General features: G+C 70.5%; 9 protein-coding genes. 7 read left to right on the top strand and 2 right to left on the bottom strand.

What is annotated here, in order from left to right; all coding sequences use genetic code 11:
* Positions 1-9: 9 nt before the first annotated feature.
* Both AC1ROY_RS20945 and AC1ROY_RS20950 read right to left on the bottom strand, forming a co-directional pair.
* Positions 10-2,163: an acetate--CoA ligase family protein gene (locus AC1ROY_RS20945; protein WP_493150822.1), complete on the bottom strand. Its 2,154-nt coding sequence runs from the start codon at positions 2,161-2,163 to the stop codon at positions 10-12.
* On the bottom strand, positions 2,163-3,800 hold the full coding sequence (locus tag AC1ROY_RS20950; RefSeq protein WP_493150823.1) for a thiamine pyrophosphate-binding protein: 1,638 nt from the start codon (positions 3,798-3,800) through the stop codon (positions 2,163-2,165). Before AC1ROY_RS20950 ends, AC1ROY_RS20945 begins: the two co-directional genes overlap by 1 nt.
* A gap of 270 nt (positions 3,801-4,070) precedes the next feature.
* Here AC1ROY_RS20950 and AC1ROY_RS20955 point away from each other — a divergent pair, with 270 nt between their 5' ends.
* The 7 genes from AC1ROY_RS20955 to AC1ROY_RS20985 all read left to right on the top strand — a co-directional run bounded on the left by AC1ROY_RS20955 (position 4,071) and on the right by AC1ROY_RS20985 (position 14,315).
* Positions 4,071-5,006, top strand: coding sequence for an AroM family protein (locus tag AC1ROY_RS20955; RefSeq protein WP_493150824.1), 936 nt, complete (start codon positions 4,071-4,073; stop codon positions 5,004-5,006).
* A 135-nt stretch (positions 5,007-5,141) separates the two neighbouring features.
* A complete protein-coding gene (locus tag AC1ROY_RS20960) occupies positions 5,142-8,945 on the top strand; it encodes a hydantoinase B/oxoprolinase family protein (RefSeq protein ID WP_493150825.1) in 3,804 nt (1,267 codons plus the stop codon).
* 11 nt (positions 8,946-8,956) lie between these two features.
* Positions 8,957-10,540, top strand: coding sequence for an ABC transporter substrate-binding protein (locus AC1ROY_RS20965; protein WP_493150826.1), 1,584 nt, complete (start codon positions 8,957-8,959; stop codon positions 10,538-10,540).
* Between the two features lie 106 nt (positions 10,541-10,646).
* On the top strand, positions 10,647-11,654 hold the full coding sequence (locus AC1ROY_RS20970; RefSeq protein WP_493150827.1) for an ABC transporter permease: 1,008 nt from the start codon (positions 10,647-10,649) through the stop codon (positions 11,652-11,654).
* Positions 11,651-12,559, top strand: coding sequence for an ABC transporter permease (locus AC1ROY_RS20975; RefSeq protein WP_493150828.1), 909 nt, complete (start codon positions 11,651-11,653; stop codon positions 12,557-12,559). The genes AC1ROY_RS20970 and AC1ROY_RS20975 overlap by 4 nt, the downstream gene beginning before the upstream one ends.
* On the top strand, positions 12,556-13,539 hold the full coding sequence (locus AC1ROY_RS20980; RefSeq protein ID WP_493150829.1) for an ABC transporter ATP-binding protein: 984 nt from the start codon (positions 12,556-12,558) through the stop codon (positions 13,537-13,539). The genes AC1ROY_RS20975 and AC1ROY_RS20980 overlap by 4 nt, the downstream gene beginning before the upstream one ends.
* The gene (locus AC1ROY_RS20985; RefSeq protein WP_493150830.1) at positions 13,536-14,315 is read left to right on the top strand and encodes an ABC transporter ATP-binding protein; all 780 of its coding nucleotides are present in this window, start codon (positions 13,536-13,538) and stop codon (positions 14,313-14,315) included. The genes AC1ROY_RS20980 and AC1ROY_RS20985 overlap by 4 nt, the downstream gene beginning before the upstream one ends.
* Positions 14,316-14,525: the final 210 nt, after the last annotated feature.

Here is a 14,525-nt window from a genome sequence, read left to right on the forward strand (position 1 = left end):
AGTCCGTGCTTAGCCCAGCAGGATGCGGGCATCCGCGATTGTCGCGCCGGAGGGGCCGGCGATGACGGGGTTGAGGTCGATCTCAGTGATCTCCGGATGCGCCAGCGCGATGTCGGAGAGCCGGAGCATCAGCGCGACGATCGCCTCGCGGTCCACCGCCGCGCCGCCGCGCACGCCGTCGAGGATGGCGCGGCCCTTGATCTCGCCGAGCATCTCCTCGGCATCGGCGCGGGACAGCGGCAGGGCGCGGAAGGCGACATCCTTCAGCACCTCGACGAAGACACCGCCGAGGCCGAAGAGCATCACCTTGCCGTATTGCGGGTCGGTCGTGACGCCGAGGATGATCTCCACGCCGCGCGGGGCCATCGGTGCGACCAGCACGCCCTCGATCGCCGCGGCCGGCATGCGCGCGGCGACGGCTTCGCGCATCGAGGCCACGCCTTGGGCAATGGAGACCGCGCCGGAGAGGTTGAGCTGCACGCCGCCGACGTCGGATTTGTGCAGGATGTCCTTCGACACGATCTTGATCGCGACTGGCGCGCCCGTCAGGGCCGCCGGCAGCCTCGCCGCGTCCTCCGCGCCGGACACCACCGCGAAGGGCGGCACCGCGACGCCGCTCGCGGCCAGCAGGCGCAGCGCTTCCGGCTCCAGCAGCGCGGCGCGGCCCTCGGCACGTACCGCGTCGAGGATCGCCTGCGCCTCCGGCGCGCGGGGCGGCACGGCCGCGGCCGGGGCCTGCGCCTTGCGCTCAAGCACCTGGTGGTACTGCTCGATCCCGGCGAGGCAGGCCGCCGCGATCTCGATGGATCGCACCACGACGACGCCCGCCTCGCGGAAGATCCGCATCGCCTCGGTGTTCCACTCGGCATAGTGGTTCTGCACGATGATGGGTTTGCCGAATTCCTTCGAGGCGGCGGCCATCTCGCGCGCCGCCTGGTTCTCCGCCTCGCGGATCTCGTCTGTGTCGTTGCGGCACTGGTAGCCGCCGACATAGCCGACGGAGAGCAGCGCATCGATGTTGGGATCGGCCAGGATGGCGCGCGTGCAGGGCGCCAGGTAGCGCGGATGGGGATCGGTCGCACCGCCGTAGTCCGCGGGGTTGAAGAGCTGGCTGGCATTGGGGGCGATGAGCTTCAGCGCCGCCTCCGTCGCGGGCTCGAAGAGGGGGATCTGCAGCCCGCGCTCGGCCAGCGCGTCGGCGGCCTGCGAGATCACGCCGCCGCCCTCGGAGAGGATGCCGATCCGCAGCGCGGGGCGGCCGGCATTGTGCGACAGCGCCTCGGCCACCGGGAACATCTCGTCGGAGCGCTCGACCACCACGATGCCGGCCTGGCGCATCACGCCCTTGCCGACCGCGTAGTCGCCCGCGAGCGAGCCGGAATGCGAGCGCGCCGCGCCCTCGCCCTGCCGCGTGCGCCCGGCCTTGTAGAGCACCACCGGCTTGACGGCGGTGACCTCGCGCGCGGCCTCGACGAAGGCGGCGCCGTCCTCGAAGCCTTCGGCATAGACGATCACCGCGCGCGTCTCGGCGTCGTCGCCGAAGTAGCGCAGGTATTCGTCGAAGCGGATGTCGCTCTCGTTGCCGACGCCCACGAAGGTTGTGAAGCCGGCCTGCTCGGTGCGGATGCTGGCCGTCATCATCGACATCGCGACGTTGCCCGACTGCGAGAGCAGGCCGAGGCCGCCCTTGTAGATGCCGGGCCAGCCCACGAGGTTCAGCCCGGTATGGGCGTCGAAGATGCCGTTGGTGTTCGGCCCGATCAGCCGCACGCCATACTGCTTCGCGACCGCGATGGCGCGGGCCTCCAGTTCGGCGCCTTCCTCGCTGGCCTCGCCGAAGCCGCCGGCGAGCAGGACCGCGCCCTTCACGCCCTTCTCGCCGCATTCGGCGATCACCGCCGGGGCGGCGCGGGCGGGCGTGCAGACCAGCGCGGTGTCGATGCCGTGCGGCACGGCGGCGAGGTTCGGGTAGCAGGGCAGCCCGAGGATCTCACTCTCCTTCGGGTTGATCGGCACGATCGTGCCCTTGAAGCCCTGGTTGAACAGCGCCTGGATGGCGCGGTAGCCGCGCTTGGACGGGTCGCGCGAGGCGCCGATGATGGCAACGCTCTTCGGCTTGAGGATGTCGCGGATGGAGCTCCGCAGGGCGATCGTGTCCGGCATCAGGTGCTGCTCGCCGAAAAGCGCACGGTCTGCGCGCGCGCCTGCCAGTCCGTCACCACGTTCACCAGGGCGGGCTGGCCCTTCGCCACCGCGGCCGCGGCGCGGTCCAGCGCCGGGCGGATGTCCTCGGGACGCTCGACATATTCGCCGTGGCAGCCGAGCGCCTTGGCCATCTCGTCGAAGCGCGTGTAGCCGAGCTCGCGGCCGGGTTTTTCCCGCTTGGGATCGGCCGTCCAGCCGCCGTTCAGGCTGATCACGGTGATGACCGGCAGGTTGTGGCGCGCGGCCGTGTCCAGCTCCATCCCGTTGAGGCCGAAGGAGCCGTCGCCATGCAGCACCAGCACCATCTTGTCCGGCTTGGCCGCCTTGGCGCCGAGGCCGAAGGGCAGGCCCACGCCCATGATGCCGAAGGGGCCGGAGTTCAGCCGGTGGCCCGGCGTGTGGGTCGGGATGGTCTGGCGGCCGTAGTTGAGGATCTCCTGCCCGTCGACGCAGAGGACGGCGTCGCGTGGCAGGAAGTCGCGGATTTCCCTGCAGAGGCGCAGCGGGTGGATCGGCATCTGGTCGGTGGCGAGCGCGGCCTCGGCGGCGGGGGCCTTCGCGGCCTCGATCTCGGCGAGGCGCCGCATCCAGGACGCGTAGCGATCACCCCCGAGCGTGTCGGCCGCCGTGAGCAATTGCCCGAGTGCGACACGCACATCGGCGCAGATGCCGAGCGCGACCTGCGGCGTCGACGCGATCTCGCCGGGATCGATGTCGATGCGGATGAGCTTCGCGTCCTTCGCGAAGCGCGGCGGCTTACCATGACCGAAGACGTAGTTGAGCCGGGTGCCGAGCACCAGCACCAGGTCGGCCTCGCGCAGCGCGGTGGAGCGCGCGTTCGGGAAGGCGCAACGATGGTCCTCGGGCACCACGCCGCGGCCCTGGGGCGTGGTGTAGAAGGGCATGCCCGTGTGCTCGACCCAGTCGGCCATCGCCGTGGAAGCGCCGGACCAGAGGATGCCGCTGCCCGAGATCACCACGGGGCGCTCGGCCGCTTCCAGCATCTCGATCGCCTGCGCGATCTGCGCAGGATCGGCGGCCGGGCGTGGACGCTCGCCGGGCGGGGCGGGCCAGACCACGTCGGCCTCGTCGATGGAGGCGAAGAGCACGTCGCCGGGCAGGTCGAGATAGACGGGGCCGGGCTTTCCCGCGGTCGCCATGCGGAAGGCGGTGGCGATGAGTTCCGGGATGCGCCGCGTCTCGTAGACGCGCTCGGCCCATTTGGTGAGCGGCTTCATCGCGGCGAGCTGGTCGAATTCCTGGAAGGCGCCGATGCCGTATTCCTTCACCGGGCTGGAGCCGCCGAGGGCCACGACGGGCGCGCAATCGACCAGCGCATTGGCGAGGCCGGTGCCGAGGTTGAGCGCGCCCGGCCCCGAGCAGGCCATGCACACGCCCGGCACGTTGCGCAGCCGCGCATAGGCGTGGGCCATCATGGCCGCGGCCTGCTCGTGTCGCACGTCGATGCCGCGCAGGCCGAGGTCGAGGCAGGCCTTCTCAGCCTGGAGCATCGGCGCGCCCATGATGAAGAAAAAGGTATCGACCCCGAGGCGCTTCAGCGCCTGTCCCACAAGTTCCGCGCCAGTGACTGCCATGCTCTCCAACCAGGTCCTTATGAGGAACAGGATGGGCGCCAGTTTGAATTCATATCAAATACAATTTGATATAATTTATTCATGCGTATCTGTTATTAATCGACCCGTGCACGATGAATTCCATTCGGCGGGGGGCTCCGCTTCCCCGTGATCGGCACCCCCAAGCCATCGTGGATGGCGGCGGTCCTGCCGGCACTCTAGCCTGGGCCCCGAAGGCATGGATCGCCTCGGGCCGGGGCGCGAGGAACACCGGCGACACAGGGAGAGGGGATGGCCAAGCCACGCATAGCCTTCGTGACCATTGGCCAGGCGCCGCGGGACGATGTCGTGCCGGAGGTCCTCACCCTCGCCGGCGCCGGGCCGCAGGAGGTGCAGGCGCGCGAATACGGGGCGCTCGACGGGCTGGACGAGGCCGGCATCGCGGCCGGCGCCCCGCGGCCGCGCGAGCCGGTGCTCTATACGCGCCTGGCGGACGGCAGCCGCGTGACGATCGGGGCGGGCTTCCTGGCCCGCCGGTTGGAGCCCCTGCTGCATCGGCTCGACGGCGAGGGCCATGACCTCATCGTGCTGCTGAGCACCAGCCTGTTCCAGCCCTATCGCCTGCGCACGCCCTTCGTGCACGCGCAGCAGGTGGTGGATGCCTGGATCGGGGCGCTGGTGATGGGCGAGGCGCGGCTGGGCGTGATCCATTCGATCCCGGAGCAGCATCGCGGCTTCTCCCACGGCACGCTGATCCAGGATGCCAGTGCCGTGATGCGCGAGGGCGACCTGACGGATCTGGACGAGGCGGTGCACCGTCTGGCGAGCGCCAATCTCATCCTCATGCATTCGGTCGGATACACGGAGGCCATGGCGGCGCAGCTGGCGGCGCGCACGCGAAAGCCCGTGGTGACGGCGCGGCGCATCGTGGCGGGCGCGATGCGCCTGCAACTCGTCGCGATGGCCGCGCGGCCCCTGCCGGCCCCGGAGGAGGACCCGCTGCAGGCGCTGATCGAGCGCCTGCCGGGCGAGGCGGAGATCCTCACGCCGCGCGAGCGGGACGTGCTCGCGGCCGTGCTGGAAGGCGCGGGCAACAAGGAAATCGGCCGGCGCCTCGGCATCAGCTACCGCACCGTGGAGATCCATCGCGGCCGCGCCATGGCCAAGCTGAACGCCAGCTCGCCCACGGAGCTGATCCGCCGCCTGATGATCGCGCGTGGGCGGTAGACCTGCCCGATTCTTGGGCGCTGCGGCTGTTTTATCAGGCGCCTCGACGGCCGCGCGTAAGGGGCGGTCCTTATGGGACGGCAAGGCGCGCTCCTGTATCCGCTCAGGATCGGAATGGCATGGATCTCGGGTCACATGGTGGAAGCAGCCTCGCGCTATCGGATCGGGTTCGACATCGGCGGGACCTTCACGGATTTCATCCTGCTGGACCGCAGCGATTCCACCATCCGGCTGCACAAATGCCTGACCACGCCGCATGACCCCTCGGTCGGTGCGCTGGAAGGCCTCTCCGACCTGGTGGCGGATGCCGACCTCGCGCTCTCCGACATCACCGAGATCGTCCATGGCACCACGCTCGTCACCAACGCCCTGATCGAGCGCAAGGGCGCCACGCTCGGCATGATCACCAGCGCGGGCTTCCGCGACGTGATCGAGATGGGCACCGAGCAGCGCTACGACATCTACGACCTGTTCCTGCAATACCCGGACCCGCTGGTGGCCCGCCGCCGCCGCCTGGAAGTCGCGGAACGGATGGACCGCGACGGCGAGGTGGTGACCCCGCTCGACATCGCCGCCGTGAAGCGCGCCGCACGCGAGCTGGTGGAGGGTGGCGCCGAGGCCATCGCCGTCTGCTTCCTGCACGCCTATCGCAACCCCGCGCACGAGAAGGCCGCCGCCGCCGCCATCCGCGAGGAGTTTCCCGAGATCGCGCTCTCCCTCTCCTCCGCCGTGGTGGCGGAGCTGTGGGAGTACCAGCGCTTCGTCACCACCTGCGCCAACGCCTATGTGCAGCCGCTGATGGACCGCTACCTGAAGCGGCTGGAGCGCGAGCTCTGGACCCGCGGCTTCCGGGGCGCGCTGCGCCTGATGCAGTCCGCGGGCGGGCTGATATCCCCGGACGTGGCGCGCGCCTTTCCGATCCGCCTGCTGGAATCGGGCCCTGCCGGCGGCGGGCTCGCCACCGCCTTCTTCGGCGGGCTGGTGGATCAGAAGGACGTCATCTCCTTCGACATGGGCGGTACCACCGCCAAGGCCTGCATGATCGCCGAGGGCCGCTGCGAGGTCGCGCCGATGATGGAGGTGGCCCGCCTGCACCGCTTCAAGAAGGGCTCCGGCCTGCCCATCAAGGCGCCCGTGATCGACATGATCGAGATCGGCGCGGGCGGCGGCTCCATCGCCGCGATCGACGAGGTGGGGCTACTCAAGGTGGGCCCGCATTCGGCCGGCGCCGATCCCGGCCCGGCCTGCTACGGCCGCGGCGGCACCCAGCCGACCGTGACCGACGCCAACCTGATGCTGGGCTACTACGACCCGGGCTTCTTCCTCGGCGGGCGCATGGCGCTGGACAAGCCCGCCGCGGAAGCCGCTTTGGCTTCCGTCGGCAACAAGATCGGGCTTTCGGCGGTCGAGACCGCCTGGGGCATCCATCGCACCGTGACGGAGAGCATGGCCGCCGCCGCGCGTATCCACATCGTGGAGAAGGGCAAGGACCCGCGCCGCTACGCCATGGTGGGCTTCGGCGGCGCCGGCCCCGCCCATGCGGTGGAGGTCGCGCGCATCCTGGGCGTGGAGGAAGTGCTGATCCCGCCCGCCTCCGGTGCCGCCTCGGCGCTGGGCTTCCTCGCCGCGCCGCTGTCCTTCGAGAGCGTGCGCTCGCTCCCCGTGGCACTGGACGACGCGGCCGCCCCGGCCGCCATGGAGGCGGTGCTCGCGGACCTCTCCGCCGAGACCTCCGCCATGCTGACGGGCGCGGGCGTGCCGCTCGCCGACATCGCGGTCGAGCGCAGCGCGGACATGCGCCTCTCGGGCCAGATCCACGAGATCAACGTGCCGCTGCCGGCCGGCCCGATCACGGCCGAAAGCCTGCCGGAGGTGATGGACGCCTTCCGGCGCGTCTATTCGGCGCGCTTCACCTCGGTCTACGAGGGCGTCTCGGCGCAGATCATCTCCTTCCGCGTGCGCGCCGTCGGCCCCTATCCGGCGCTGGCGGTGGAACAGGCGGGCGCGCCCGAGGGCGGCGTCGCGCTCAAGGGCCGCCGCATGGCCTGGTTCGGCGAGGCCTTCCTCGATACGCCCGTCTATGACCGCTACTCGTTGCCCGCCGGCGAGACGGTGCAGGGCCCGGCCATCATCGAGGAGCGCGAGGCCACCACCATCATCGGCCCGCGCGACCGTGTGACCGTGGGCGCGGCGGGTATGCTGCGCATCCGGGTGGGCGTCTCCGCCCCCGTGGCCGCGCGCATCACGCCGCTAACGCCCATCGAGGAGGCCCGCGCGCTGATCGAGGCGGACCCGGTCTCGCTGGAGATCATGTGGAGCCGGCTGGTCACGATCGTCGAGGAGATGTGGCAGGCCATCTGCCGCACCGCCTTCAGCCTCATCGTCTCCGAGGCGCAGGATTTCGCCTGCGACATCCTGGATGCGGAGGGCGAATCCCTGGCCCATTCGCCGCGCGCCATGCCGGTGTTCAACCTCACCTTGCCGCGCGCCGTGAAGGCGATGCTGCAAAAATATCCGGCGGAGACGTTGCGCCCGGGCGACGTGCTGGTCACCAACGACCCCTGGCTCTGCGCCGGCCACCTCTACGACATCGCGATCGTCACCCCCGTCTTCATGAACGGGCGGATGGTCGCGCTGCTGGGCACGGTGGGCCATGTCGGCGACATCGGCGGCATCAAGGACGGGCTGAAGGCGCAGGAGGTCTTCGACGAGGGCCTGCAGATCCCGATGGCGAAGCTCTACCGCGCGGGCGAGGCCAACGACACGCTGTTCGACATCATCGCCGAGAACGTCCGCAAGCCGGAGGAGGTGCTGGGCGACCTGCACGCCTTCATCGCCGCCAATGCCCAGGGCGGCGAGCGGCTGCTGGGCTTCATGCGCGACTACGGCATGCAGGATCTGCGCGCCCTGGCTGCGGTCGTGCAGGGCCGGGCGGAGCGGGCGATGCGCGACGCCATCCGCGCGCTGCCGGACGGCGAGTACCATTCCAGCGTCAGCAACAACATGCTGGGCCAGACGCTGCACTATCCGCTGAAGCTGACGGTGGCGGGCGACGAGATCACGCTGGATTTCGCGGGCGCGCCGGCCCAGCTGCCGGTGGGCGGCCTCAACTGCACCTACAGCTATACCGAGGCGCACGGCTCCTACCCGCTGAAATGCATCCTCAGCCCGCAGGTGCGCGGCAATGCCGGCTGCTACCGGCCCATCACGGTGAAGGCGCCGGAGGGCTCCGTGCTGAACTGCACCCGCCCGGCCGCGGTGGCGCTGCGCACGCGTACCGGCTGGTACCTCGCGCCCAACATCTTCCGGGCGCTCTCCGAGGCGGCGCCCGATCGCGTGCAGGCGCATACCGGGCTGCCCGTCTCGATCAAGGTGCACGGGCGCGACACGACGGGGCACCTCTACTCCGACCACTTCTTCATGGGGGGCGGCCAGGGGGCCGGCGCGCGTGGGGACGGCAAGTCCGCGCTGCTCTGGCCGACCTCGGCCGCCAACACCTCCATCGAGCTCTTCGAGACGCGCTCGCCGGTGCTGGTGGTGGAGAAGTCGCTGATCACCGATTCCGGCGGGCCGGGGCGGCAGCGCGGGGGCCTCGGCACCCGCACCCGCATGCGCAAGCTGCATGATGACGGGCTGCCCACCCAGGCCTCCGTCGCGGCTGAAGGTGTCGGCGTGCATGCGCCCGGCCTCTTCGGCGGCCGTCAGGGCGGCAGCGCGCGCGGCGCCGTGCTGGACCGCGAGGGCAATCTGGTCCGCGATTGCGGCACCGGCGAGCTGGTGACGCTGACCGACACCAGCCGGATGATCGAGATCCGCCTCTGCGGCGGCTCGGGCTTCGGCCCGCCGGAGGAGCGCCCCGCCGCCCTCGTCGAGAGGGATGTGCGCGAGGGCTATGTCAGCCATGTCGCCGCCGGTGCCGCGCGCCAGGCCGCGGAATAGGAGACGGACCGATGCAACGCCGCGATCTTCTGCTGGGTGCCGGCGGCCTCGTGGCCGCCTCCTCCCTCGACCCGGCCTTCGGCTTCGAGCGCGAGGGCAATCGCCGCATCCTCGTCTTCTCCGGCAACCAGCCGGTGCCGATCCTGGACCCGCACCAGCGCTACGACTGGTCCACCCGCATGATGCAGCGCTGCCTCTACGATGCGCTGGTGCGCTATGACGGCACGCCCGCCCGGGTTATCCCCTGGCTGGCGGAAAGCTGGGAGACCAGCGCCGACGGCACGGTCTGGACGTTCCGGCTCGCCGCCAACGCGAAGTTCAACAATGGCGATCCGCTCGATGCGGAGGCGGTGCGTCTCTCCTTCGTGCGGGGGCTGCGGCTGAACAAGGGCATCTCCTGGATGCTCTCGCGCCACCTGAAGCCCGAGAAGATCGAGTCCGTGGATGCGCATACGGTGCGCTTCACCCTCGAGCGCCCCTATCCGGATTTCATCGCCTTCCTGCCGCTGTGGTTCATCGTGAATCCGAAGCAGGTCGCGGCGAATCTCGACGGCGACGACGATGCCCAGAAGTGGCTGACCACCAACGCCGCCGGCTCCGGCCCCTTCCGCATCCGCCGCTGGGACGGCCAGACGGTGATGGCGCTGGAGGCCGTGCCCGAATACTGGAAGGGCTGGCCCATGCCGGAGGCCGACCGGCCGGCCGGCGTGATCTTCCGCGTGATGCGGGAATCCGCGCCCCGCAAGGCGGCCTTGCAGCGGGGCGAAGTGGACATCGCCTCGGGCCTCACGCCCGACGACCTTCAGCAGCTGGAGCGGATGCCCGGCATGGTCGTGACCAACGATCCCGGCGCCGCGCCCTTCTTCATCATGATGAACACGCAGAAGGGGCCGACGGCGGACCTCAACCTGCGCAAGGCCATCGCGCACGCCTTCGACTATGATTCGCTGGTCACCATCCACAAGGGCGACGCGAAGGTGCTGGACGGGCCTTTCCCCGTGGTCACGGCCGGGCGCATCACGCTCGACATGCCGCGCAAGGACCTGGACAAGGCGCGCGCGTACATGGCCCGCACCGCCACGCCGCAGGGCGGCTACGAGCTGGAATACCTGCACGTCGCGGGCAACGAGGTGCAGCGGCAGATCGGCCTCGTGCTGCTGAACGCGCTGCAGCCGCTGGGCATCCGCGTGAACATCGTCGGCCAGCCCTGGCCCACGCTGATCGGGCGCGGCGCAAGCCCCGAGACGGCGGCGGCGATGACGGCGGTCTATGTGACCCCCGTCACCACCTCGCCCGACACGGTGGCCTCGCAATACGCTTCCACCGCAGCGGGGCAGTTCTGGGGCATCCATCACCTGCGTGATACGCAGATCGATCAGATGGTCGCCGAGGCCGCCGTCGAGCTGGACGGCGCGAAGCGCGCGGCGATGTATGCCGATATCCAGCGCCGCGTGCTGGAGCTGCAGCCCGCGGTCTTCTGCATGACCGCCAACCAGCGCTGGGCGATGCGCGGCTATGTGCGCGGCTTCGTGAACCAGCCGCTGAACCTGACGGGCGAGGTGGATCTCTTCCCGCTCTATGCCGCCCGAACCTGAAGCGGCTTTCGTTCGCCATGGCTCATGAAAACCGCTCCAGCCTCGTGTTTTCACGATCATCTTTATCCGACCGGGCGGAAGTGCCCGGCCGGATGATGATCTAGTCATGCTCCGCTACCTGGCCCGCCGCTGCGCCTATGTCGGCCTGATGCTGGCGGGGCTGGTGCTGATCACCTTCGTGATCTCCAACGTCACGCCGGCGGATCCGGCGGCGCTGGCGGCCGGGCCGGATGCGACGCCCGACATGGTGGCGACGCTGCGCCGCGAATATGGGCTGGACCGGCCTCTGCCGGAGCAGTTTCTCCGATATGTGACCGACCTCGCGCATGGCCGCCTCGGGCGCTCGATCCAGAGCGGGAACCAGGTCGGCGACGACCTGCTGCGCTACGTGCCGGCCACGATGCAGCTGGTGCTGCTGGCCATGGGCTTCGCCTGCGCGGTGGGCATCCCGCTGGGGATGCTGGCGGCGGTCCGGCGACAATCCTGGCTGGACCACGGCATCCGGGTGCTGGCGGTGTCCGGCGTCGCGCTGCCGGCCTTCTGGATCGCACTGCTGCTGCAGCTGGTGGTCGCGGTGTGGTGGGAGTGGCTGCCCACGGGCGGCATCCTCTCCATCTCGGCCGACCCGCCGCCCACCGTCACCGGCATGGTGCTCTTCGATGCGCTGCTGGCCGGCGACTGGGCTGTCTTCGGCGATGCGCTGTCGCATGCGGTGCTGCCGGCCTTCGTGCTGTCGCTGCCCTGCCTCGCCTCCGTGCTGCGGGTGAACCGGGCGGAGATGATCGAGGTGCTGGGCTCCGACCACGTTACGGCCGCCCGAGCGCATGGCGTGGCGCCGGGCCGCGTGGTGGGTCTCCTGGCGCTGAAGAACGCCATGCTGCCGACGCTCGCCATGATCGGCCTGCGCTTCGGCTGGATGCTGGGCAGCACCGTGCTGGTGGAGACGGTCTTCGACTGGCCGGGCATCGGCCTCTACGCGGTGAATTCGGCCATCGCCTCGGACTTCAAGCCGGTGATGGGCGTCACGCTGGTGATCGGGCTGATCTTCATGCTGAGCAACCTGCTGGTCGATCTCGCCTATGGCTGGCTCGACCCGCGGACCCGCAGCGCATGAGCGACATGGCCTTGCCCCGTCTCGCGCGCCTGCGGCTGGAGCATGCCGGCAGCATCCGCCAGGCGCGCTTCTTCGCCTGGACCTTCGCCCGCAGCCCCTCGGCGCTGCTGGGCCTGGCGCTGGTGCTGCTCTTCTGCGTGCTGACGGCGATCGGCCCCTGGATCGTGCCCTATCCCGAGCATGCGCGCGGCGCCGTGGACCTGGCGAACCGGCTGCAGCCCCCCTCCGCCGTGCATTGGTTCGGCACGGACGAGATGGGTAACGACATCCTCACCCGCGTCGTCATCGGGACGCGTACCAGCTTCTGGATCGGGCTGACCATCACCGGCCTCGCGGCGCTGGTGGGCGTGCCGCTGGGCGTGGCGGCGGGGTATTTCGGCGGGCGGATCCGCTCGCTCATCATGCGCGTGACGGACGTGTTCCTCGCCGTGCCCGGCCTCGTGCTGGCGCTGGCCATCGTGGCCTCGCTCGGCCCGGGCATCCTGCACGGCGTGCTGGCGCTGGCGGTGGTGTGGTGGCCCGGCTATGTGCGGCTGATCGAGGCCAAGGCGCTGACCCTGCGCTCCGAGGCCTATGTCGAGGCGGCGCGCACCATGGGCGCCTCCCACACGCGCATCCTCTTCCGCCACATCCTGCCCAACTGCATGGGCCCGCTGGTGGTGAAGGCCAGCATGGACATGGGCATGGCGATCCTGGCCGCCGCCTCGCTCGGTTTCATCGGCCTCGGCGCCAAGCCGCCCGCGCCGGAATGGGGCGCGATGATCGCCACCGGCCGCACCTACATGCCGGACTGGTGGTGGTACTCGGCCTTTCCGGGCCTGTGCATCTTCCTCACCGTGCTCGGCTTCAACCTCTTCGGTGACGGGCTGCGCGACACGCTCGACCCGCGAAGCGCGCGCGGATGAGCCTGATCGAGATCGAGGACTACCGCCTCGCCTTCGACGGCTTCGAGGGGCGGGTGCATGTGCTGGACGGAATCGACCTGTCGATCGAGGCGGGCGAGGCCGTGGGCATCGTGGGCGAGACCGGCTGCGGCAAGTCCGTGCTGGCGCGCAGCCTCCTGCGGCTGAATCCCGCCCCGCCGGCCCGCGTGGTCTCGGGCGCGATCCGCTTCGACGGCGCGGACATCCTGGCGATGAACGCCGCGGCCCTGCGTCGCCTGCGTGGCGGCACGGTGGGCATGGTCTTCCAGGACCCGGTCACCTACCTCAACCCCGTCTTCACCATCGGCCGGCAGATGGAGGAGGTGCTGCGGGCCCACGAGCCCGGCCTCTCCCGCGCCGCGCGCCGCGACCGCTGCATCGAGTTGCTGGATTCCGTGCGCCTGCCACAGCCGGCGGCGCTGCTCGACCGCTACCCGCACGAGCTCTCCGGCGGCATGCGCCAGCGCGTGCTGATCGCGGAGGCGCTGGCGGGCCAGCCGCGCGTGCTCATCGCCGACGAGCCCACCACCGCGCTGGACGTGACCATCCAGCGCCAGGTGCTCGCGCTGATCGCGGATCTGGTGGAGCGGCTCGGGCTGACGCTGCTGCTGATCAGCCACGACCTGGGCGTGATCGGCGCGGTCTGCCGCCGCATCGTGGTGATGTATGCGGGCAATGTGGTGGAGGACGCGCCGGCCGAGGAGCTCTTCCGCGCGCCGCGGCACCCCTACACGCGCGGGCTGCTCGCCGCCATGCCCGATCTGGGCCGCCCGGGGCACATGCCGCAGGGCATTCCGGGCAGCATTCCCAACCTCCGCACGCCGCCCACCGGCTGCCGCTACCACCCGCGCTGCCCGATGGCCGAGGCGATCTGCTGCGAGCGCCGGCCGGTGCTGCGCGGCGGCACGCATGGCGTGGCCTGCCACATGATCCCGGCCACCTCGTCGACGGTGCCGGCATGACGCCGCTGCTGGAGGTCCGGCGCGTCACCGTCCGCTTCGGGACGCAGGAGGCGGTGCGCGACGTCAGCCTCGCCTTGCGGCCCGGCGCGGCGCTGGGGCTGGTCGGCGAATCCGGCTCCGGGAAGTCCACGCTGCTGCGCGTGCTGCTGCGGCTGCAGGGCGTCGCCGACGGGCATGTGCTGATGGACGGCATCGACATCACCGGCCTGCGCGAGGCCCGGCTGAAGGCCTTGCGGCGCGACGTGCAGGTCGTGTTCCAGAACCCGCATTCAGCGCTGAATCCGCGGATGAGCGTGCATGATTCCGTGGCCGAGCCGCTGGAGATCCAGGGCGGCCTGACCGGCCGGGCAATCCGCTCGCGGGTCGGCGAACTGCTGGAGGATGTCGGCCTCGGCGAGGAGTTCCTCTGGCGCTATCCGCACGAGCTGTCGGGCGGGCAGAAGCAACGCGTCTGTATCGCCCGCGCGCTGGCCCCGGGCCCGCGCGCCCTGCTGCTGGACGAGCCGACCTCGGCGCTCGACGTCTCGGTGCAGGCGCAGATCATCGCGCTGCTGCGCGGGCTGCGGGAGCGTCACCGGCTCGCCTTCCTGTTCATCTCGCACAATCTCGCGGTGGTGCAGCTGCTGTGCGAGGAGGTGGCGGTGCTGCGGCAGGGCGCTATCGTGGAGCAGGGCACGGTGCACCAGATCCTGCAGGCGCCGCAGGAAGCCTATACGCGCGCGCTGATCGCCTCCGTGCTGCCCCCGGGCGTGAGCCGGCTGGACGGGGACGCCTGATCCCGGCTGCCTGCCTCCGCCCGGCCGGATGAGGACGACCCGACCGGCTTCTGGCCGCCGCACGCCTTGTTGACATCCGGGCGATCCGTCTCGGGCCTCCGCACCTGTTCTCGATCGGAGAAAGCCCGTTATCGAAGTGCTGCTTGTCCGTTCCTTTTGCCGCCCCCTAGCGTCGCGGGGAAAAGGGAGGAACGCCGACTTGGGTGGCAC

The organism is Roseococcus sp. GW821-FHT12F05 (assembly GCF_058806835.1).

What these genes read in the sequence shown, in the direction of transcription:
- AC1ROY_RS20945 (WP_493150822.1), bottom strand. Translation starts at nt 2,163, where the DNA reads ATGCCGGACACGATCGCCCTGCGGAGCTCCATCCGCGACATCCTCAAG.
- AC1ROY_RS20950 (WP_493150823.1), bottom strand. Translation starts at nt 3,800, where the DNA reads ATGGCAGTCACTGGCGCGGAACTTGTGGGACAGGCGCTGAAGCGCCTC.
- AC1ROY_RS20955 (WP_493150824.1), top strand. Translation starts at nt 4,071, where the DNA reads ATGGCCAAGCCACGCATAGCCTTCGTGACCATTGGCCAGGCGCCGCGG.
- AC1ROY_RS20960 (WP_493150825.1), top strand. Translation starts at nt 5,142, where the DNA reads ATGGTGGAAGCAGCCTCGCGCTATCGGATCGGGTTCGACATCGGCGGG.
- AC1ROY_RS20965 (WP_493150826.1), top strand. Translation starts at nt 8,957, where the DNA reads ATGCAACGCCGCGATCTTCTGCTGGGTGCCGGCGGCCTCGTGGCCGCC.
- AC1ROY_RS20970 (WP_493150827.1), top strand. Translation starts at nt 10,647, where the DNA reads ATGCTCCGCTACCTGGCCCGCCGCTGCGCCTATGTCGGCCTGATGCTG.
- AC1ROY_RS20975 (WP_493150828.1), top strand. Translation starts at nt 11,651, where the DNA reads ATGAGCGACATGGCCTTGCCCCGTCTCGCGCGCCTGCGGCTGGAGCAT.
- AC1ROY_RS20980 (WP_493150829.1), top strand. Translation starts at nt 12,556, where the DNA reads ATGAGCCTGATCGAGATCGAGGACTACCGCCTCGCCTTCGACGGCTTC.
- AC1ROY_RS20985 (WP_493150830.1), top strand. Translation starts at nt 13,536, where the DNA reads ATGACGCCGCTGCTGGAGGTCCGGCGCGTCACCGTCCGCTTCGGGACG.